Annotated in this window: 21 protein-coding genes; 17 read left to right on the top strand and 4 right to left on the bottom strand. The window is 43.1% G+C overall.

What is annotated here, in order from left to right; translation table 11 throughout:
• Nucleotides 1–196 precede the first annotated feature (196 nt).
• From MKY19_RS23250 to thiI, 6 genes are all read left to right on the top strand, one after another.
• Entirely contained in the window at nt 197–694 is a 498-nt protein-coding gene (locus MKY19_RS23250) for a YpuI family protein (protein ID WP_042190914.1), read from the top strand.
• A 236-nt stretch (nt 695–930) separates the two neighbouring features.
• Complete coding sequence (locus tag MKY19_RS23245; protein ID WP_042190912.1) at nt 931–1,152, top strand: DUF1540 domain-containing protein; 222 nt, start codon at nt 931–933, stop codon at nt 1,150–1,152.
• A gap of 12 nt (nt 1,153–1,164) precedes the next feature.
• Nucleotides 1,165–1,578 carry a DUF5353 domain-containing protein gene (locus MKY19_RS23240; RefSeq protein WP_231573335.1) on the top strand — a complete coding sequence of 138 codons (414 nt, stop codon included), beginning with the start codon at nt 1,165–1,167 and terminating at the stop codon, nt 1,576–1,578.
• A 182-nt stretch (nt 1,579–1,760) separates the two neighbouring features.
• Entirely contained in the window at nt 1,761–2,468 is a 708-nt protein-coding gene (locus tag MKY19_RS23235; protein ID WP_339797987.1) for a lytic transglycosylase domain-containing protein, read from the top strand.
• Nucleotides 2,469–2,595: 127 nt separating this feature from the next.
• Entirely contained in the window at nt 2,596–3,747 is a 1,152-nt protein-coding gene (locus tag MKY19_RS23230; RefSeq protein ID WP_339797984.1) for a cysteine desulfurase family protein, read from the top strand.
• 3 nt (nt 3,748–3,750) lie between these two features.
• Nucleotides 3,751–5,037, top strand: coding sequence for a tRNA uracil 4-sulfurtransferase ThiI (thiI, locus tag MKY19_RS23225; RefSeq protein WP_339797981.1), 1,287 nt, complete (start codon nt 3,751–3,753; stop codon nt 5,035–5,037).
• A gap of 37 nt (nt 5,038–5,074) precedes the next feature.
• Here thiI and MKY19_RS23220 read toward each other — a convergent pair whose 3' ends face one another.
• On the bottom strand, nt 5,075–5,767 hold the full coding sequence (locus tag MKY19_RS23220; RefSeq protein WP_042190906.1) for a TerC family protein: 693 nt from the start codon (nt 5,765–5,767) through the stop codon (nt 5,075–5,077).
• A gap of 173 nt (nt 5,768–5,940) precedes the next feature.
• Here MKY19_RS23220 and MKY19_RS23215 point away from each other — a divergent pair, with 173 nt between their 5' ends.
• The 6 genes from MKY19_RS23215 to MKY19_RS23190 all read left to right on the top strand — a co-directional run bounded on the left by MKY19_RS23215 (nt 5,941) and on the right by MKY19_RS23190 (nt 11,584).
• On the top strand, nt 5,941–6,600 hold the full coding sequence (locus MKY19_RS23215; RefSeq protein ID WP_339797978.1) for a TerC family protein: 660 nt from the start codon (nt 5,941–5,943) through the stop codon (nt 6,598–6,600).
• 269 nt (nt 6,601–6,869) lie between these two features.
• Nucleotides 6,870–7,379, top strand: coding sequence for a hypothetical protein (locus tag MKY19_RS23210; protein WP_339797975.1), 510 nt, complete (start codon nt 6,870–6,872; stop codon nt 7,377–7,379).
• A 206-nt stretch (nt 7,380–7,585) separates the two neighbouring features.
• Nucleotides 7,586–9,427, top strand: a complete 1,842-nt coding sequence (gene typA, locus MKY19_RS23205) for a translational GTPase TypA (protein ID WP_042190900.1) — start codon at nt 7,586–7,588, stop codon at nt 9,425–9,427.
• A gap of 125 nt (nt 9,428–9,552) precedes the next feature.
• A complete protein-coding gene (locus tag MKY19_RS23200; protein ID WP_042190898.1) occupies nt 9,553–9,849 on the top strand; it encodes a YlaH-like family protein in 297 nt (98 codons plus the stop codon).
• 83 nt (nt 9,850–9,932) lie between these two features.
• Nucleotides 9,933–11,030 carry an LCP family protein gene (locus MKY19_RS23195; RefSeq protein ID WP_042190896.1) on the top strand — a complete coding sequence of 366 codons (1,098 nt, stop codon included), beginning with the start codon at nt 9,933–9,935 and terminating at the stop codon, nt 11,028–11,030.
• A gap of 101 nt (nt 11,031–11,131) precedes the next feature.
• Complete coding sequence (locus MKY19_RS23190) at nt 11,132–11,584, top strand: pyridoxamine 5'-phosphate oxidase family protein (RefSeq protein ID WP_042190894.1); 453 nt, start codon at nt 11,132–11,134, stop codon at nt 11,582–11,584.
• Nucleotides 11,585–11,613: 29 nt separating this feature from the next.
• Here MKY19_RS23190 and MKY19_RS23185 read toward each other — a convergent pair whose 3' ends face one another.
• Nucleotides 11,614–12,189: a YhcN/YlaJ family sporulation lipoprotein gene (locus MKY19_RS23185; protein WP_042190892.1), complete on the bottom strand. Its 576-nt coding sequence runs from the start codon at nt 12,187–12,189 to the stop codon at nt 11,614–11,616.
• Between the two features lie 105 nt (nt 12,190–12,294).
• Between MKY19_RS23185 and MKY19_RS23180 the strand changes: the two genes are divergently transcribed.
• Together MKY19_RS23180 and MKY19_RS23175 are read left to right on the top strand one after the other, a co-directional pair.
• A complete protein-coding gene (locus MKY19_RS23180; RefSeq protein WP_042190890.1) occupies nt 12,295–13,626 on the top strand; it encodes a PhoH family protein in 1,332 nt (443 codons plus the stop codon).
• 390 nt (nt 13,627–14,016) lie between these two features.
• Nucleotides 14,017–15,243, top strand: coding sequence for an extracellular solute-binding protein (locus MKY19_RS23175; RefSeq protein ID WP_339797966.1), 1,227 nt, complete (start codon nt 14,017–14,019; stop codon nt 15,241–15,243).
• On the opposite strand, the gene MKY19_RS23170 is transcribed toward MKY19_RS23175, so the two are convergent.
• Complete coding sequence (locus tag MKY19_RS23170) at nt 15,235–16,362, bottom strand: hypothetical protein (RefSeq protein ID WP_339797963.1); 1,128 nt, start codon at nt 16,360–16,362, stop codon at nt 15,235–15,237. The two genes, MKY19_RS23175 and MKY19_RS23170, sit on opposite strands and share 9 nt — an antisense overlap.
• 327 nt (nt 16,363–16,689) lie before the next feature.
• On the bottom strand, nt 16,690–16,926 hold the full coding sequence (locus tag MKY19_RS23165; protein ID WP_042130273.1) for a DUF2626 family protein: 237 nt from the start codon (nt 16,924–16,926) through the stop codon (nt 16,690–16,692).
• A gap of 345 nt (nt 16,927–17,271) precedes the next feature.
• On the opposite strand from MKY19_RS23165, the gene MKY19_RS23160 reads away from it, so the two are divergent.
• From MKY19_RS23160 to MKY19_RS23150, 3 genes are all read left to right on the top strand, one after another.
• Nucleotides 17,272–17,922, top strand: coding sequence for an RsfA family transcriptional regulator (locus MKY19_RS23160; RefSeq protein ID WP_042130271.1), 651 nt, complete (start codon nt 17,272–17,274; stop codon nt 17,920–17,922).
• A 164-nt stretch (nt 17,923–18,086) separates the two neighbouring features.
• Complete coding sequence (locus tag MKY19_RS23155; RefSeq protein WP_339797959.1) at nt 18,087–19,043, top strand: 2-dehydropantoate 2-reductase; 957 nt, start codon at nt 18,087–18,089, stop codon at nt 19,041–19,043.
• 27 nt (nt 19,044–19,070) lie between these two features.
• Nucleotides 19,071–19,457, top strand: a complete 387-nt coding sequence (locus MKY19_RS23150) for a DUF3397 domain-containing protein (protein ID WP_042190883.1) — start codon at nt 19,071–19,073, stop codon at nt 19,455–19,457.
• Nucleotides 19,458–19,598 lie beyond the last annotated feature (141 nt).

The following is a 19,598-nucleotide window of genomic DNA, read 5'->3' as shown; positions in this document are numbered from 1 at the left end:
ATAAGCATCTTGAGTTCGCATCCTGATATTGCAGGAGATACGTCGATAGATGTTCTTTTAATTTTCAGAAGGTTAGACTTCTCTGTGTTTGCATCCTGATATTGCAAGAATAAAGAGATATGTCTAAAGACTATTTCTTCATAAGATTAACTTTATTGACTACAAGAGCAGGGAATAATAAGGGGGAGCAACCGCCATGTCAGCAGCCAATGTGCAGAAATTATGTGAATCGACGAGAGACAAACTTAAAGATGTGATTGATAAGATGGAAATTTTTCTGAACGAGCATGCATTGCCTCAGCTTGTAACAGAAGATGATGAAGAAACTGTACAATTTTATCAAGGATTTCTGTCCGATGTCCGTCATCTGTTAGTGTTCTCGGAAATGTCTTATGAGAAGCTGGGAGTTGCGCTGCGTCGTGCTACATTCGATGAATCTTTTGCGCAGAAAGCGCTTTATAATGTATATCACTATGGCGTGAATAACTTCTTCTATCCAAAGAATGAAAGCTATTCTGAAGATGGACGTTATGCTTATACTGGACAGGATGCTATCCGTTTCCGTAAAAAGCCAGTTCGTCCGGCGCGTGATATCATTCTAGAAATTACCAAGACCTATGAAGAGCTACGCGATGACCTTACTTATTATGAGAACGACTATTTGACTGAGAAACGTATGCAAAATCAGGTTTAACAGTTCACTAGTTCATGTAAAGGATCAGCACTTCGTCATAATGACGAGGGCTGATCCTTTTTTGACGTATTAGAATTTATATATTTGGGGCCCGCACAAAGTACCTGAGTACGTATCGAAGCAACCCCCCCCCACTTCGTGGGGATATTTTGCGTGGGCATCGTTACATCAACTGGAAACCATTCTGTCGAATAGGGGGTAAATCGTGCGGACATAATGAAGCCGAGGTGATAAATATGTCGAGTGTAAAGCCATTAGTCAAATGCAGTGTAAGCAATTGTCATTATTGGGGCGAGCATAATTTATGCCGGGCAGAAGAAATTATTATTGAGATCGACAAGCACGCTGGCAGTGGATTTAAAGAAGAATATGCTGAAGAAATGACGAATGAAGGTCACCACGATCAAGTCGCAACATCGTCTGCAACATGCTGTTTAACATTTAAGCCGAACTCCTAGGAGGCCGCCCTAATGGACAGAGAAAAGGAACATGAATCAGGTTCATCAAATGAACAATCCGGTCCGAGAAAAGTTATTTTGCGTCCACGCAGAGTAGACTATCCACGCCGGGACAGAGAACATCAAGAGGAATATGCCGCAGAGGTGAATCCGGTTTCGATGCCGATCCGGGATACAACACCACGCGTGGCGAGTGAAGCTAAGGAGCATGAAGAAGAATATAGTGGAAGCAAAGCGATAGGTTATACTGGGCTAGCTATGGGTATTGCCTCCTTGTTTCTCTGGTCCATCATACTTGGGCCCATTTCAGTTGTGATTGGTTATTATGCATATGCCAAGGAGCAAAAAACGCTTGGGGCATGGGCGATGGGGTTAGGGATTGTATCCACACTTAGTTACTTTGTGATGATACCCTTTGCTCGCTAAAAATGAACTGGTAAGTTTGAATTATAACAGGCTTTAGACCTAAATATCAGGGTCTGAAGTCTGTTTTTCATTCCAGCATATAGCAATAATCTCGGATAAAATGTAATATTAAGCCGTAATTCATCGAAATCTAAGGTTAGACCAATAGATATGATTCAACAGGATCAAAGGAGTGCGCCGGTATGGAGATTAATCCCGCTGTAACCAATGGGTTAGGGCAGCTTAAATGGGTAAGCTTAAAGAGTGCAACCGACAAGAGTAGCTCAGCAAATGAAACTAAAAGATCGGGCGCGTCAGCCTCTCAATTTGCAGCAATGCTTCAAGCTTTATCTTCTAACTCGTCTAATGGCGGGGATACAAACTACTTGACGTCACTTCCGGATGCTTCATCAGTTAGTAGCTTGTTATGGCAACAGATCGGAACAGCTGAAAGCATCGATAGTGTAATTTCCGGGGAAATAACGGATACTAAACCAACAAGCTATGATGATCTGATTCAAACGGCGAGTGCTAAGTACGGGGTGCCAGTCGATTTAATAAAAGCTGTAATTGATACAGAATCTTCCTTTAATCCAAACGTTGTCTCTTCGGCTGGTGCTAAAGGATTAATGCAATTAATGGATGGAACAGCGCGTGGTTTAGGGGTTTCTGATTCATTCAATCCTGCTCAAAATATTGATGGTGGTGTACGCTATCTGTCTTATCAATTGAAACGCTTTGACGGACAGGAAAAGATGGCATTAGCGGCTTACAATGCAGGGCCTGCAAGGGTAATTAACCTTGGAGTAAGCAATGATCAAGAATTATTGGAGAAACTTACACTGCTCCCTAAAGAGACGCAGTCTTATCTCACTAAAATAGAACGCGCTCGCGCGGAATACGCTGTATAATAAAAAGGATCAAACGGGTATTTCCCTTAAACCACATGTTGGTATTTGGGATCACCGTTTGATCCTTTTTCGAAATTTAAAAAAGAATGATTCTGTACTTTAAAGAAGTAAAGGAGACAATCGATATATGCTTTACTGGGATTATGCCGCCGCCACACCACCCTATGAAGACGTGGTGAAGACGATGGAACAAATTATGAAGCTGCATTATGCTAACCCGTCCTCCTTACACCGTGCCGGTAGTGAAGCGGCAAAGCTGATCAGGCGTTCACGAGAAGTATGCGCGGCTGCGTTATCTGTACAACCAAAGGAGATCCTATTTACATCTGGGGCTACGGAGAGTAACAATTTAGCCATTAAAGGTGCTGCTTTGCAATATCAGTCAAGAGGACGTCATCTGATAACTACGGAAATAGAACATCCCTCTGTGTATGAAAGTTGTCTGCAGCTGCAGCAAAATGGCTGGGAGATTACTTTTGTAGCGCCTGACAGCACTGGAATGATTGATCCAGAGCGAGTGGCTGCTGCAGTACGGCGTGATACCGTACTCGTAAGTGTGATGCATGTAAATAATGAAATTGGAACAATACAGCCGCTGATGGAGATTGGCAGGCTGATTAAATCCGTAAATCCACGAACCTTATTTCATGTGGATGGCGTTCAGGGTTATGGTAAGCTTGCTGTTGACCTTAAAGGATGGAAAGCGGATCTTTACAGCTTGTCTCCTCACAAAATTCGAGGTCCTCGCGGAGCGGGGCTTCTCTATATTAAAGAAGGAATCCAACTGTTCCCCTTACTTTCAGGTGGTTCTCATGAAGAGGGACTACGTGCTGGAACTGAGAATGTACCTGCAATTGTTGCTTCTTCCAAAGCCGTGCGGATGGGTGTTGAGCAGCGCGAAACCTTCTATGCCCGATTGCTCCCACTTCGGGATCGGCTGTTACGCTTCTTGCACAGCGTTCCTGAATTTGTTATAAACAGCAGAGGGGATGGTGCCCCTCATATTGTGCATTTCTCATACCCTGGCATGAAAGGGGAAGTGTTTGCCCGTAAGCTGGAGGAACTAGGGATGGCTGTTTCTACTCGATCGGCTTGCTCCTCCCGGCTGGCAGAGCCTAGTCGTGTTCTATTATCTATGGGGAAAGATGTCTCTGTAGCTTCAGGAGGCATCCGCATCAGTTTCGGTGATAGTCACACTGAAGAAGATGTTGCAGCGCTTGAGAAAGCACTAATTACTGCGGTACGAGCTTTAAAGATTGCTGAAGGAGGTATGAAGTAACTAATGAGTGTGATGAATCAAGAATCTGCTAAAGGCAGTGCCAATAGTATTGATTATGCCGATATGCTGCTTTTGCGTTTCGGGGAGTTTACATTAAAGGGCAAAAACCGTGCCAGATTTGAGAAAACGGTACTACGTCATGTGAAAGAAATGATTAAGCCATATCCAAAGGTGGTTCTAACCAAAGAATTTGGAAGAATTTACGTGGAACTGAATGGAGAAACTGCTGCCCCATTGGTAGAAGCATTGAAGAATGTATTCGGAATCGCTTCTGTCAGTCCGGTAAAGGTGGCCAAGTCAGATCTCGAGGATATTGTGACTGTCAGCCGTCATTTTTTGGAGATCATCGCTCCTGCACCGGGAACTACATTTAAAGTTAATGCACGCCGGGTGTGGAAAGAGTTCCCATATGGCTCCATGGAGATGAATAAGCTAGTCTCGACACCACTGCTGCAAGGCTATTCCGGACTTACTGTGGATGTAAAGTCACCTCAATTGGAGCTGAAAGTCGAAATTCGTCAAGGTCATACTTTTATATTTTGTGAAAATATTGCTGGTGTTGGTGGATTTCCGCTTGGTACGAATGGAAAAGCGATGTTATTGCTGTCCGGAGGCATTGATAGTCCTGTAGCCGGTTGGTCATCCATGCGTCGTGGACTCGAAGTGGAGTGCGTACATTTCTATAGTTATCCTTATACGAGTGAGCTTGCCCGGCAAAAGGTGGTTGATCTTACGCGGGTATTGTCACGATATGCGGGAGTCATCAAGCTACACTTAGTACCTTTTACAGAGGTGCAGACATCTTTTACCGGAATAGGTCAGGATAATCTGATTATTACGTTGATGCGTCGAGCTATGCTGAGAATTACTACACAGCTTGCTGAACGTGAGGGTGCCCTCGCGATCGTAACCGGTGAAAGTCTTGGACAGGTTGCTAGCCAGACGTTACCAAGTATGAATGTGATCGGTCGTGCGACAGAACTTCCTCTTTTACGTCCGCTGGTAATGATGGACAAAAGTGATATTGTGGAGCTGTCTAAGAATATCGGCACCTATGACCTGTCAATTCTTCCTTATGAGGATTGCTGTACATTATTTGTACCTAAATCACCTACAACGAATCCGAATTTACGGATTGTAGATAAGATTGAAGCTACGCTCCCAGGTTACTCTGCATTACTGGAAGCAGCGATTAAAGCCACGGAGACCGTGCTGATCACTCCGTATGGAGATGAGAAGCCTAAAGATGTAGTAAGTGCTCAGGCTGGATTACAGGAAGAATGGTTCTAATATTATAAACAAAAGGCTGTCTCATTCGTAGCAACATCTACGGTTGAGGCAGCTTTTTTGAATTATTATGGCTTGATTGACGTCTCCAGTGTCCTCCAATTAAGATGCCAACAATGATCACAAATATAAACAGAGCTCTCAATAGTGGATGCTGCTCAAAAAATGGGGATAGCTGCTGCTCATCTGTAATCATGCTTGAGGCTGTAAACCCTAGGACTGCTGAGCCAATATAAATAATCCATGGATATTTGTTGATTAATTTAATAAAGAGAGTGCTTCCCCAGACCACAATTGGAACGCTGATTAACAGACCTATGACAACTAGAGAGATATTGTGCTTAGCGACTCCCGCAATGGCGATGACATTATCCAGTCCCATCGCAGCATCGGCTAGAATGATTGTACCCACAGCGGCCCCTAAGCTTTGACCAGCCTTGATATTCGTTGAATTGTTCTCATCTGTTAATAGCTTATAGGCAATTAGAATAAGTAAAATCCCGCCTGCCAGCAGTAACCAAGGGATTTTTAATAACCATACGACCAGAACCGTTGCGAAAATCCGTAATACGACGGCACCTGCTGTTCCAAGCACAATTGCTTTTTTTTGAGTGCTGTTCGGCAAATTACGCGCAGCAAGTCCGATGACTATGGCATTGTCTCCCGCCAGAATGAGATCTAGAAAAATAATATTGAGCAGTGATAATACAAACTCCCATATGGATGTATTCAAGGCATAGTCACCCCTAAAGTTAGTTAAGATGAGCACGAAGATATGCTTAGTTTTGTATACGCAAAAAAAGGGGCATACATGCTTTCATCCTCAAAAAAAAGTTGGACAGGAAGCATAGCTTGTCACTTCCGAACATACATGTAGTTACATGTGATTCGGGGAGGTAAAAGCGAATGGAATCATTATTGCTCCTTGGTGAAATATTGATGATCAATCTTGTGCTGAGTGGAGATAATGCTATGGTCATCGCGATGGCCAGTAAGGACCTTCCGGAGAAGCACCGGAAGATTGCGGTATGGTGGGGAGCTGCGGGAGCTGTTATTCTGCGCTGCTTGCTTACTTTTGTCGCGGTATTACTGTTGAAAATCCCTTATATCCAGGCTGGAGGAGGAATTCTGCTGCTATGGATTGCGTTCAAGCTGCTGCTGGAAGAAGAGGAGGACCTTAGAGTCGCGGAAACATCCTCCGTATGGAAATCCATCCGAACGATTCTCGTGGCTGATTTTATTATGAGTCTTGATAATGTCCTGGCAATTGCCGGTCTAGCCAAAGGGGATTTGGCTTTAATTGCCATCGGGATTGCGCTCAGCATTCCGATTGTAGTATGGGGAAGTGGCCTCATTGTGGGGTGGCTGCATAGATTTCCGATACTCGTATTTATCGGCGCTTATATTTTAGCCTTTACAGCAGGTGATATGATGCTTCAGGATGCAAAATTAGGGACAATGCTCTCCTTTTTGCTCCCATCCACGCATTCCATACTGCCGATCGCTTTAGGAATATTAGTAGTTGTTACAGGAGCAATTAAACGAAGAACAACATCAGTAGGTTAATAAATTGCAATAAAAGGCAATACTACAAGGACATCTCCATAAATTGGAATCGTCCTTTTTTGACGTATCAGAAAGTATATATTTGGGGCCCCCGCAAAGTACCTGAGTACGCATCGAAGCAAAGCGACACTTTGTGGGGATATTTTGCATGGTCAGTGATGGCATTTTGTGTATGTTTCAGATAATATATGAATAAGAATCCTGTCGTTTTCTGGGTATGAGACGGCAAGGTAATGAGGTAGACGTGAATTTGAAGGGATGGGTGAAGGATGTCTTCCAAGAATGACATGAGACTAGGTATATTCATTGTAGTTGCGGGCGTCTTGATTTTATTCGGTAAGCTGGGGGTCTTCGGATTTTTGGGACGGGCCCTTTGGCCGCTAGTGATTTTACTTCCAGGATTGGTTCTACATATGTTATTTTTTAGCCGCCGCGCTTCGGCAACAGTATTGATTCCCGCGGGAATATTAACGGTATATGGTTTATTGTTTGGTCTTTGCAATATATGGGGATGGGGGCTTATGAAATATTTATGGCCTGTGCTTCTGCTCGGCATTGCCGTAGGTCTGTATGAATATTCCATAAATTCTCCAAGACGGTCAGGGGGACTATCTGCAATTGCTGTAATATTAGGCGTTCTAAGCATAGCGCTTTGTATTTTCAGTCTTATGGGTACGGGTGTGATCTATCTAATTGGTATTGTATTCATCGCGGCAGGAATTTGGCTGATTACAGGTCGGGGTAGAACTCGTGGCCGAAATAGATGGTATCGAAGTTAATTAATGTTGGATCTTGTGAAAAAAAACGGAATTTGCCAACTGTTTTTTTCATAAAAAGACTTGCTTTTCATAGTGCTTTCACTATAATATTAATGTTATGTTGAAGCGTCGGCTTTCTGCCTGGCGCTTCTTTTGTGAGACTGCCGTGACATGCTAAGAATTTTAACAGTTTTAATTTGATAAATGAGAGGATTTGGATACAAATCATGCATTCAAGAAAAGATATTCGCAACATTGCGATCATTGCCCACGTTGACCATGGCAAAACAACACTCGTCGATCAGCTTCTTCAGCAATCGGGGATCTTCAGCGCACACGAACACGTACAAGAACGCGCTATGGACTCTAACGATATCGAGCGGGAACGCGGAATTACAATCCTAGCTAAAAATACAGCAATTACTTATAAAGAGTTTTTGATCAATATTGTGGATACACCTGGACACGCTGACTTCGGTGGCGAAGTAGAACGGATTATGAAAATGGTTGACGGTGTATTGCTGGTTGTTGATGCTTATGAAGGCTGCATGCCGCAAACGAAATTCGTTCTGCGTAAAGCATTGGAACAAAAACTTACACCGATCGTTGTCGTGAACAAGATTGACCGTCCAGCTGCTCGTCCTAAGGAAGTTATTGATGAAGTGCTCGATTTGTTCATCGAACTTGAAGCAAATGACGAACAATTGGAATTCCCGGTTGTCTATGCATCTGCTCTTAATGGTACATCAAGCATGGTTCCTGAGAAGCAAGATGAGACAATGCTTTCACTTTACGAAACAATCGTTGAGCATATCCCAGCTCCAACTGAAAGTGTAGAAGACCCGCTTCAATTCCTCGTAACGTTGATGGATTATAACGAATACTTGGGTCGTATTGCTATTGGCCGTGTAAACCGCGGTGTGATCAAACAAGGTCAATCTGTAACTGTAATTATGCGTGACGGTAAGAGTAAAACCGCACGTATTGAGAAATTGTTCGGGTTCCAAGGTTTAAAACGTATTGAAACAGAAGAAGCGGGCGCAGGGGATATCGTTGCTATCGCAGGGATCAAGGACATTAACATTGGTGAGACCATTGCTGATCCAGCGAATCCAGAAGCACTGCCTGTTCTTAAGATCGACGAGCCTACGATGCAAATGACTTTCCTTGTGAATAACAGTCCTTTTGCTGGTAAAGAAGGTAAATGGGTAACTTCCCGTAAACTGCGTGAGCGTCTCTTTAAAGAACTTGAGACAGATGTGAGTTTGCGTGTGGATGAAACGGATAGTCCTGATGCATTTATCGTTTCTGGACGCGGTGAGCTTCACCTTGGTATTCTGATCGAGAATATGCGTCGTGAAGGTTATGAAATGCAAGTTTCTAAACCACAAGTAATCATTAAAGAAATCGATGGTGTTAAATCGGAGCCACTTGAGCGTCTTATGATTGACATTCCTGAAGAAAGCATGGGCTCTGTTATGGAAAGTCTGGGCACTCGCAAAGCCGAAATGGTCAACATGATTAACAACGGTACGGGTCAAGTACGTCTGGAGTTCCTGATTCCTGCACGTGGTTTGATTGGTTACAACACTTACTTCTTGACTTTGACACGTGGTTACGGCGTTATGAACCATGCTTTTGACAGCTACGCTCCACTGGTTGCTGGTCAAGTTGGCGGACGTCATCAAGGTGTGCTTGTAGCCAGTGAGACTGGATCAACAACACAATATGGAATAGTGGGCGTTGAGGATCGTGGTATTCTCTTCTTGGATGCAGGTACAGAAATTTATGAAGGTATGATCGTAGGCGAGCATACCCGTGATAACGATATTATCGTTAACATCTGTAGAGAAAAAGCACTTACCAACATGCGTACCTCAGGTAAGGACGATACTGTAAAAATGAAGACACCACGTACCTTCTCTTTGGAAGGCGCACTTGAATATTTGAATGATGATGAATATTGTGAAATCACACCTAAATCCATTCGCTTGCGCAAAAAGATTCTGAACAAAGGCGAACGCGAACGTGTAGAGAAGCAACGTAAAATGGCACAAGCAAACGCGTAAGATCAGCTTATTATAGTAAAGAGCCGTCGGAGGTGTAACTTTCGGCGGTTTTTTTTATAACAAAAACTTCCCTTACTGATGATATAATGTAAACGTATCTTAAATTTGGGAGGAGTGCGGTATCTATGCAAGTCTGGTTTGCTGAGCATCCAATCGTCGCTTATATTGTTATTTTTATATTGCTTACATTTGTGTATAATCAGGTATTTCGTGTGAATCAAAAGTTATCGATTGGCAAAGAGATTATGCTGTACATAATGATGGCAATCGGCTCCGGCATGCTCCTCATTTTTCAACATGATAAGCTACCGATCATTCAGTGTCTGCTGGTCGCCGTCGGATTAATGCTGATGGTACGGATACGTTATATCGTAGAAGCTCGACAGAAGAGAAAGGCTGCAGCTGCAGCAAAAAGACAGTAATCGAAACTTTTACTGCTTATGCAACGTCTATTTAAGTGTAGCAATTTTAATTCCAAATGAAATGAAGAGGACTTTATTCTACTATGAGTACACGAAACAGCAGTTTACCTCCACGAGCAAGTGGTCAACAACCGAATAATAGAAAACAGCCTGTGAAGGGTGCTCCTAAGAAAAAAAAGAAGAAACCGCAAAAGAGAGGCTTTTTTGGCAGATTAGTTAGAATCCTGTTAACCTTACTCATTATTGCGATTCTTGGCGTATTGGGCTACGGGGGCTATCTGTATTGGAAGCTTGAAAATGGGGTCTTTAATGCAGGTAGTAAAGGAACGGTTGCCCCAGGACATTCGGCTACAGAAAAACCACTGACGATGCTTATCCTGGGTACGGATAATAGACCAAAACATCAATCTAGATTGACAGATGTTATTATGGTTGCAGCGCTTAATCCTAAGACAAAATCAGCAACCATTGTCTCTCTTCCGCGCGATACCTTAGTTGAGCTCAATGGATACAAGCAGACGAAGATTAACGAATTCTATGCTCGCTTTAAGGGGAAAGAAGATTCTTCTGGTATTTTGGCAGAAGATGAAATGAAGACAATGATGGGGAAATATCTAGATATTGACGTAGATTATACAACGATTCTGGATTTTCAAGGCTTCCGCGATGTGGTGGACGAGCTTGGTGGAGTCAAAGTCAACATTAGCGATAATATGTGTTATACAGACAGCGTTGACGGTACGAATATCAATTTGAAAAAAGGTCCGGCGGAGCTTGATGGAGATAAAGCGCTAGATTATGTGCGATACCGTAAATCTAATTGCAAGCCTAAGACTAAGGGTTCAGACGATTTTGATCGAAACAAACGTCAGAATGAGGTCCTTCATTCACTGGTGGATCAGATGCAATCGCTTGGTGGAGTATTAAAGATAGGTAAGGTGCTTGACGCAGTGGATAGTAATATGAAGACTGATATCGAAAATTCGCAGATTAAAGATATGATTGCGACTTATTGGAAGATTTCCAAAGATGATATCGAATTCAAGCCCGTGACTGGAACGTGGCGAAGTCCGTATGTATATATTAATGATGAGGAGCTTGAGGCTGCCAAGAAAAGCTTGCAGGATCGATTAGCAGGAGTTTCTGCTAATTCCACTTCAGAATCCACTGAGGCGCCTTAAAGTCCTTAATAACACTTCGCCCTAAAATTGAATGCAAGTTTCAGCCTGTGCTATAATATAATAAATTGAATGAATTTACGCCGCATAGGGGGCCAGTACTTATGTCCGAAGCCGTTGCTCAGCTGAACGAAACCTTGTTATCGATGCTGCAATCGGAAACTTTTGTTCTTCTCAACACAGTTGATGCGGAATCAGGAGGTCCAACGTCCACGGCCATTTCGTGGATTTATGCAGTTAGTCCTAGTACTGTGCGTCTGGCTGTAGATCATCGTTCCAGACTCGTGAACAACATGAAGGTCAACCCGTTAGTAACCGTCACTGTGTTCGGTGAGGGTACTGTCTATGCTATTAACGGCAATGCCGTTGTAAAGCAGGATCCACTTCAGGATGTACCTTTCAAGATGTGCTGCTTTGATGTTGAAATTATGGCGGTGCGTAACGCGCTTTTTTATGGAGCGCAGCTTGAATCCGCCCCAAGATATGCAAAGGTTTATGATGGACGTGCCGCTGAGAAGCTGGACGGACAAGTATTTGCTGCCATGAAAAAAGCCTAGTGAGAATATCACTGGGCTTTTTTTGTCCTCTACTGTGCATTTTTAATCGGCTTAGTATCCTCTGGCAGCTGCGGCATGATTCGACCGATGATATCAGCCAGTTCGGATGAGAATCCGGAAATTGGATGTCCCTGTGAGATATGACGGCTCATGTCCGCTAAGCGGCTGGAGAGATCCATATCGGCAGTGACAAGTGCACGTACGCTTCTAGGGTCTTTGCGGATAGCTTCCGCTACAGAATATTTAATGCTTCCAACACGTGATCGGTCTAGAGAACCTTCTACGTCAAGACCTACAATGGCTACCTTGTTCATGACTACACAGTGTGCACCATTCACACCAGGAACTCTTTTGGCCAACTGTTCAAAATGGTCCTTAAGTGCAATTTCACTTTCGCCCTTAACACTGACGGTGTGACCAGCTTTTGAGGTGGCCTTAGGATTAGTTGCACCATCGTTGGCCAATTGCCGAACCTCATGGTTTCCCGTACCCTTTACAGCATTCGCAGATTGTTTATTCTGAGGAGAGGGTGATGTCTTTTTATTAGCTATACCGCAGCTTGTCAATAGCAGCAGTACCAGCAACAGACACATTGATTTTCTCATATGTGATTACTCCTTTCAGCCAAGATCGTTTCTGTACCTTATCTTTTCCCTTGGCGGAAAGAGTTATGTATGATCAATCAAACCAGGCGCTGTGGAGGGGATAATATGAACAAGATATTTGTGCTAGATACCAACGTGCTTTTGCACGACCCCAATTCGATTTTCTCTTTCAAGGAGCATGAGGTGGTTATTCCGGCGGTTGTGCTGGAAGAAATCGACTCCAAAAAGCGCAACGCTGACGAAATCGGTCGAAATGCCCGCACGGTTTCCCGATTGCTCGATGGACTTCGTGAGCTAGGTCATTTGCATAGTGGTGTGGAGCTGGAGCATGGAGGCAAGCTGAAGGTAGAACTTAACCATCGCAGTTTTGTGAAGGTACAGGAAATGTTTGGTGAGGTATCTAACGACAATCGGATTTTGGCTGTAGCTCTCAACTATTTAATCGAAGAGAAAGAGAAGCCTGATCCGCGTCCCGTAGTGCTTGTGAGTAAGGATGTGCTGGTTCGTATTAAAGCGGATGTGCTAGGAATTACGCCAGAGGATTATTTGTCAGATCGCACTGGGGATTTAAATGAACTTTACACTGGTTACCAATCTCTGCAGGTACATCCGGCATTGATTGATGAATATTACAGTCACCGCTCTTTAACGGTTAAACAGCTCGGGTTGTCATATCCCTTGTACCCACATGAATTTGTGATCCTCAAGGATGAGATAGGCACGGGCAAATCAGCTCTTCTCAAAGTGAATAGTGATGCGACCCGTCTGGAGCCGCTTTATCTGGGCAATGATTCAGTTTGGGGGATCAGCGCCCGAAATGCTCAGCAACGAATGGCATTGGAGCTGCTTCTCAATGATGAAATCCCGCTTGTAACCATTACGGGTAAGGCTGGTACAGGGAAGACATTATTGGCGCTTGCTGCCGGACTATTCAAAGTTGAGGATGAGCATAAATACAAAAAACTGCTTATTGCTCGTCCAGTAGTTCCTATGGGTAAAGACATTGGTTATTTACCCGGAGAGAAGGATGAGAAGCTCAGACCCTGGATGCAGCCTATTTATGATAATCTGGAGTTTCTGTTCGACACCAAAAAAGCTGGCGATATCGATAAAATCTTAATGGGCTTAGGCAGCATACAGGTAGAAGCCTTAACTTATATTCGTGGCCGTTCAATCCCTGCGCAGTTCATTATTATTGATGAAGCTCAGAACCTTTCCCGTCATGAGGTGAAGACAATCGTCTCCAGAGCGGGTGAAGGAAGTAAAGTGATTCTTATGGGTGATCCGGAGCAAATCGATCATCCGTATCTGGATGCTGCGAGTAACGGACTTAGTTATATTGTTGAGAAGTTTAAGCAGCAAGGGATTAGCGGACATATTACTTTGGAAAAAGGCGAGCGTTCCCGCCTAGCCCAATTGGCAGCGGATCTTCTCTAACCTATTCCTATCTTCAATCTCAGCCGGGAGAAGCATAACTCCCGGCTTTTTCCTGCCCGCCCAGAAACGGCGGAGGAATTTGGTAGGTTATGATACATAAATGGAGAGCGGTTAGCGGAGGGGGAGGAATTGTTCTGGAGAAGCGACAGCGCTCGCCTTTGTCTTCAGATTTATACCGATAAGATATATAATCAATAAATCTGGGGACAACAGCGATCGGAAGAATAATCCGCACACGGAGCGCCCTTCGCTCACCAAAGAATTATGCACGAATAAACTCTTCCGTCGTTTCCCCTATATAATAGAAAGAGAACGTTTTCACATTCTAAAGACAAGCAGCGGCTGGTTTGGTAAAATAGGGGTGACGAATCATGTGGAAGGTGGGGAATTGTGCTGAAACGCAAAAATTATTGGCTGCTTTTTGCAATTTTACTACTATCGCTGACAAGCTTGTCACCCAGTATGGAATTGAGTACCAATAACGACCCACATCCTATGAAAAAACCACAAAGTCAGTCGACAAACCCCTCTTCAGGGGAAGAGGGAACTATAGATAGCCTGCGCATAACAGTATCGTTAAATAGTGAGGAATTCAATGAACTGGAGCTTTTAAGCAATCGTTATACTTTAGAAAGTGGAGTAAAGGTAATATTAAGAAATATTGATAGCGAGGATGCAGACGAAGTTTTGAAGCATGATCTAACCATCGGGGATAGCCCGGATATCGTTATGGCGGATGGACGAAGTATTCTCGACTGGGCAACACGTGGATATTTATTGCCGGTGGATGTGTATCAGAGCATTCCGGGAACTGCACCGTTAACTCAGTTAATCCCATGGATGCAATGGAACGGATATAATTGGGGAGTGCCGCTGGATATTGACCCTTATGTACTTGTTTATTCACCACAGCGTCTTGCGGAACTGGGATTCACTAACTTACCAAGAAGTCTGGAACAGTGGAACACGTTGCTTCAGAATGTGCTTAAAGAGCAAGGGAAATATTTGCTCGCAATGGATACACGTAATCCATATGGATTGTCCGCTGTTATGGAGAGTATGAACAGCAGCTTGCTATCGGATAATCAAGAAGTGATAAATTGGACTCAGAATGCTCGCAGTTATTTTTACCTTACCAGTCGATATAACAAAGATGTTTGGGATATGATTCAGAGCGGAAGCGTTGCTGTTGCTGCTCTACCGCTATCTGAGTGGAAAAAACACGGGAATTCGTCTTTAGTTGCTGAAGCACCACTGACCGCAAGTAACGGGAGAGGACTTGAATCTTATTACAGCCGTTCCTTTGCACTTCCAGCTCAATCCCCAAATCCAAAGGAAGCCGTGAATTGGCTGACGTTTATCACTTCTGAGGATTCTCAAATGGATTGGCTGGAGAACACGGGAAGTTTGCCTGCGCTGGATGTCCTATATCGTTCAGAACATGATTTCAAATATAGGCTTCCTTTTGGAGTCGAATTATTACTGACAGAAGAAACCGCCCCGGAGGTCGAATTCCAAGGCGGCTGGAGTAAGATTGTTGAAGCAGTATCCTTACTGCTTACAGGAAAAATTGATGCGGCTGGGTACAAAGATTTCATTAAGGAAGGCTTAGAATGAGATAGAAAGTTTAACTTGGAGGACGCCTTCTTTACTATCTACTTCTGTGGCGCGGAGGAAAGAAACGATTTTTCCAGGGTAAAAGCCTAAATCAAATTCCTCCTCAAGTGTTCTTCTAGTGGTGTCAGGTAATTCGAGACCATTAAATACAACATGATCTACTTGGAATATAAGTCCATTGATGGGTTCTTCCTGTATGATGTAGTGACCGGTTAATGAAAGGGCTAAAGCACCACTTTTTCCTGTGGCAGTAATCGTTCCGTCATTAAAATGAAATGCGAAATCGTTAAATAGCTTATTCTGGGACTGAAGGAATTCGTTTAAATCCTCTTCCTTCAGATTCAGAACATAAGTCATCCCCTTACGTGTAAGAACTCCCTCTCGATTCTGGACAAACTGCGGTAATTTATTCATTGCGGAAGACAATGCTTTGAAGTAAGTCTTTACCTCGCGCAAACCAATATTCTCCCAATATAATGTGAATTCTTGAAGTAGAGCGCTCATATTATCAGGATCACTACTGTCTTTAATCCCACCTTCAATTTCTTTATTGAGCGCGGCTACCCGAATTTTCTGTTCCTCCAGAGCGGTTCGCAGCTGTGCAAGATCCTTCGAGCTGCGCTGTGCAGTCTGGAGGGTCTTCTTTAAATCCTTATATTGGTCCTCGTATTGTGTGAGAATGTTGCGGTCATTTCCGATAATAATTTCATAATAATCGAATAGTGCCAGAAATCTGCTAATGCTCTTCGCGGATAGAAATGCGGCCAAGAGACCGTCTCTATCCCCCATATAATAAGAACGAAGGACCGCGCCTGCACGCTCTTGTTGGTTTGCGATGGCAGATTTTTTCTGGATAGCTTGCTCTTCTAGGTAATCTACCTTTTCTTCAAGCGCTTTTTGTTCGGCTGTAATCTTGATGATTTCCCGTTCGATTTCTGCGGAAGATAAAGTCTGCTCCAGAAGTTTACGCGTTTCTTCATTATCTGGTATAGAGGAATTGAAAAAAGAACCGCTAGGATCGGCAGACAGGTACATCGAAGATTGTAACGGAAACAATGTACAGCAGAAGAGAATTAGTATGGTTGCCATCATGCGGCTTTGGGCATTGCGGGAGCGCACCACACCACCACCTTTTTTTTGAATTTAAGATAAGAATTTATCTGTTTCACTCCATAAATCATCCTTCTATTTCTCGTAGAAACGGAAACGGTCCGTAAAAGACGGTAAAACCGGTCCTTTTTGAATGGATATATGTATGTACTAATAATATGTTTAACCCTTCTAAAATAGCATACATACAAAAAATCCCCACAAAGTGAGGCTATCCTTCAATGCGTACACAGGTATTTGGGGGACCTCATATATAATATATTAACTGATAAACAAAAAAACGGAAGTGATCCTTATTAGATAAGGACCTCATCCGCTTCAAGAGAGCACTGCAATTTATAGTGGAAGACCCATTTGAAAGATCGTCCAATAGCTGAAACCGGTGAAAGTCAAAATCATGTATGCCCAGAAAAGTAGGACATAAGTTTTTTCAGTAAACTTCAAATAACCGAGAATTACGAAAAAAGCGGTTTGCAAAAAGAAAAGCAAGGCCATTTCTGTCAGACCTCCGGCGAAAGCCATCAATCCAATAGCCAATGTAAAAAAACCTAATACCCGAAACATGCGGTCCAAGAGAGAGTCCCCCTTCCAGTATGTATCTCACGAATATTCCTTCGACTTATTATACCCGTTCAGTAAAAATGTGTAAACGAATTCATTGAAAAAAATACACTAATCTTGAAAAAATGTGATTTTTATAATTGACTGAAGTGATTAGTGCTTGAAAAAAGAGAATTTATTACTTAAAGCGTATGATGTGGGCAGATAATGGAAATACAATTTAGTATCAAATAGATTCTATGAACTCTATGAGAAGCATAGAAATGGAGTAAGCAGCTTTTATCCCTATTCACTACCCGGCAGAGCTGTCGGTTATGGAGATGGTTATTTCAAGATGTTGTTAGGAGGTTTGGTTGGATGACAGCCGTTAGACAGGATGCTTGGAGTGCAGAAGATGATCTAATACTGGCAGAAGTAACCTTGCGCCACATTCGGGAGGGCAGTACACAACTTGCTGCTTTTGAAGAAGTGGGTGAGAAAATCGGCAGAACGTCGGCTGCTTGCGGATTCCGCTGGAACAGCTGTGTTCGAAAAAGCTATGAAGGTGCAATTGGAATCGCTAAAGGCCAACGTCAAAAGAGAAGTTACCTGAAAAAGCAGCCGTCGGTAAGAGGAGCGCAGGTAGCGGGTCTGATTCTCGGGGATACCGATGAGGAATTCGGACGAGGCGAAGGATTAAGTGAAAACACATTATCCATTGATGCGGTTATACGTTTCCTGAGACAATGGAAAGGTACGATCCAGGAGGCAGGACGCCAGCTGAAAATGCTGGAGAGAGATTTGCGCGAGAAGGAAGATGAATTAACAGAATTAAGATCTGAGAATGAGCGGTTGTCAAAAGAGGTTAATCTTGCTCAAAGTGACTACCGGGTAGTCAATGATGATTACAAAGCTTTAATTCAGATTATGGATCGTGCGCGTAGGTTAGCTTTCTTAAACGAAGAAGAAGAAGAAATGAAGACTCGTTTCAAAATGGATGGGAACGGAAATTTAGAACGTATTGAATAAAAGATAGGCAAACTAAAACACCCGTAAGTGGTTCGCTTTATTAGCGCCATTTGCGGGCGTTTTGGTTTTGTATTGTCATTTATGGAGGACGACAACGGCGGTTCTTCTTGGTATATTAAGGCTATACTTAGAAAAATTGCGCTTGAGATCAACAGGAGGATCAGATGAAAATCGATATAATCGGTGCGGGTTCACTTGGGCTGCTTTTGGCAGGGAGGCTGGCCCAGTCCGGGAATGAAGTGAGGTTGTGGTGTCGAGGGGTAGAGCAGTGCCGGAAATTAAAAGATGAGGGCTTAACTGTGAGCTATGAGGATGGGCGCGATCCAATTTCGATTTCGGGGGATCGATTTGTGTCCGCACCAATAGAGGGATTTGCAGATGCCTATCTCCGTGAGCCTAGTGATTGGATCATAGTAACGGTTAAACAGGACATACTACATAATGTTTTACCTGAATTTCTAGCCCCTCTTAGGGAACAACAGGTACACATCATTTGTTTTCAAAATGGCATTGGACATATGGAGATGCTCAGTAACGTGCTGCCGAAAGCTAATTTATATGCTGCCGTAACAACAGAAGCTGCGAAGCGAAAGTCTTTAACTGAGGTCATTCATGCAGGTGCGGGGGAGGTATGGATAGGGAAATGGAGCTTAAAGGATGGACAAGCCCATAGTATACATACTGAATTACAAGTGAATTATTTAATAGAAGTTCTCATTATGGCAGGATTCTCAGCCTTTTTGTCGAATGAAGTGGATACCATGATTTACCGGAAGCTCCTAATCAATGCCGTTATTAATCCGCTCACAGCGATTTGGCGTATTCCAAATGGTGAACTGCTTGCTTCAGAAGAGCGCCTGCAGTTAATGAAAGAACTTTTTAGAGAAGCTACTATGGTATATGATGCCTTCGGAATTACTTATGATCATGATGCGTGGGATAACATCCTTAAAGTGTGCAGGACAACGGCTGGCAATACTTCGTCCATGCTGGCAGATGTTCTAGCTTCAAGAAGCACAGAAATTCATTGGATCAATGGAAGTCTTGTAGAAATGGCAGAACGCACTGGAACATTGGTTCCTTTACATCGCTTGATCTGCCAATTAGTTGAGGGAATATAGGTATGATCTCGGAGGAGAGGTGAAGCTATGGGATTGCTGATGAATTCGGTCGGTACTTTAAGTTTGATTCCAATAATACCGTTTTTAATTGTTTATTTCATTGGAAGAGGCTTGAAAAAAGATAAAAAGAAAACTTTTATGCTCGCTATGGACGTGACTACATTTTTTTTATTATTATCGGTCTCCGCATTATTTAACAACTTGTTTAATAACGGTTTTGGGTTTTATCTTATACTACTTATTGTATTAATATCCACTGGATTGATTGGCGGCGCTCAGAATCGACTGAAAGGAAAAGTAGATGGGAAGCGGTTATTTCGGGCAGTTTGGAGACTTTCCTTCTTTTTTATGAGCGTCGGATATTTATTATTTATGTTTGTAGGGCTAATTAAGTACATATCACAAGCGATGTAATGTTCCACTGCTCCGGTGAAGCGGCAACGTCACAAAAGTTTAAAGTTTTAATAAAAAAAGAATTTTCTGAAAACATACCACTAGATTTTTTTGACCACTGGTTGTATAATCATAAACCATATACCACATTCTATTTAGGGG

This window comes from Paenibacillus sp. FSL R5-0744 (assembly GCF_037972555.1).
Lineage (GTDB): Bacteria > Bacillota > Bacilli > Paenibacillales > Paenibacillaceae > Paenibacillus_AQ.
This window is presented reverse-complemented; position numbering and strand designations above follow the sequence as displayed.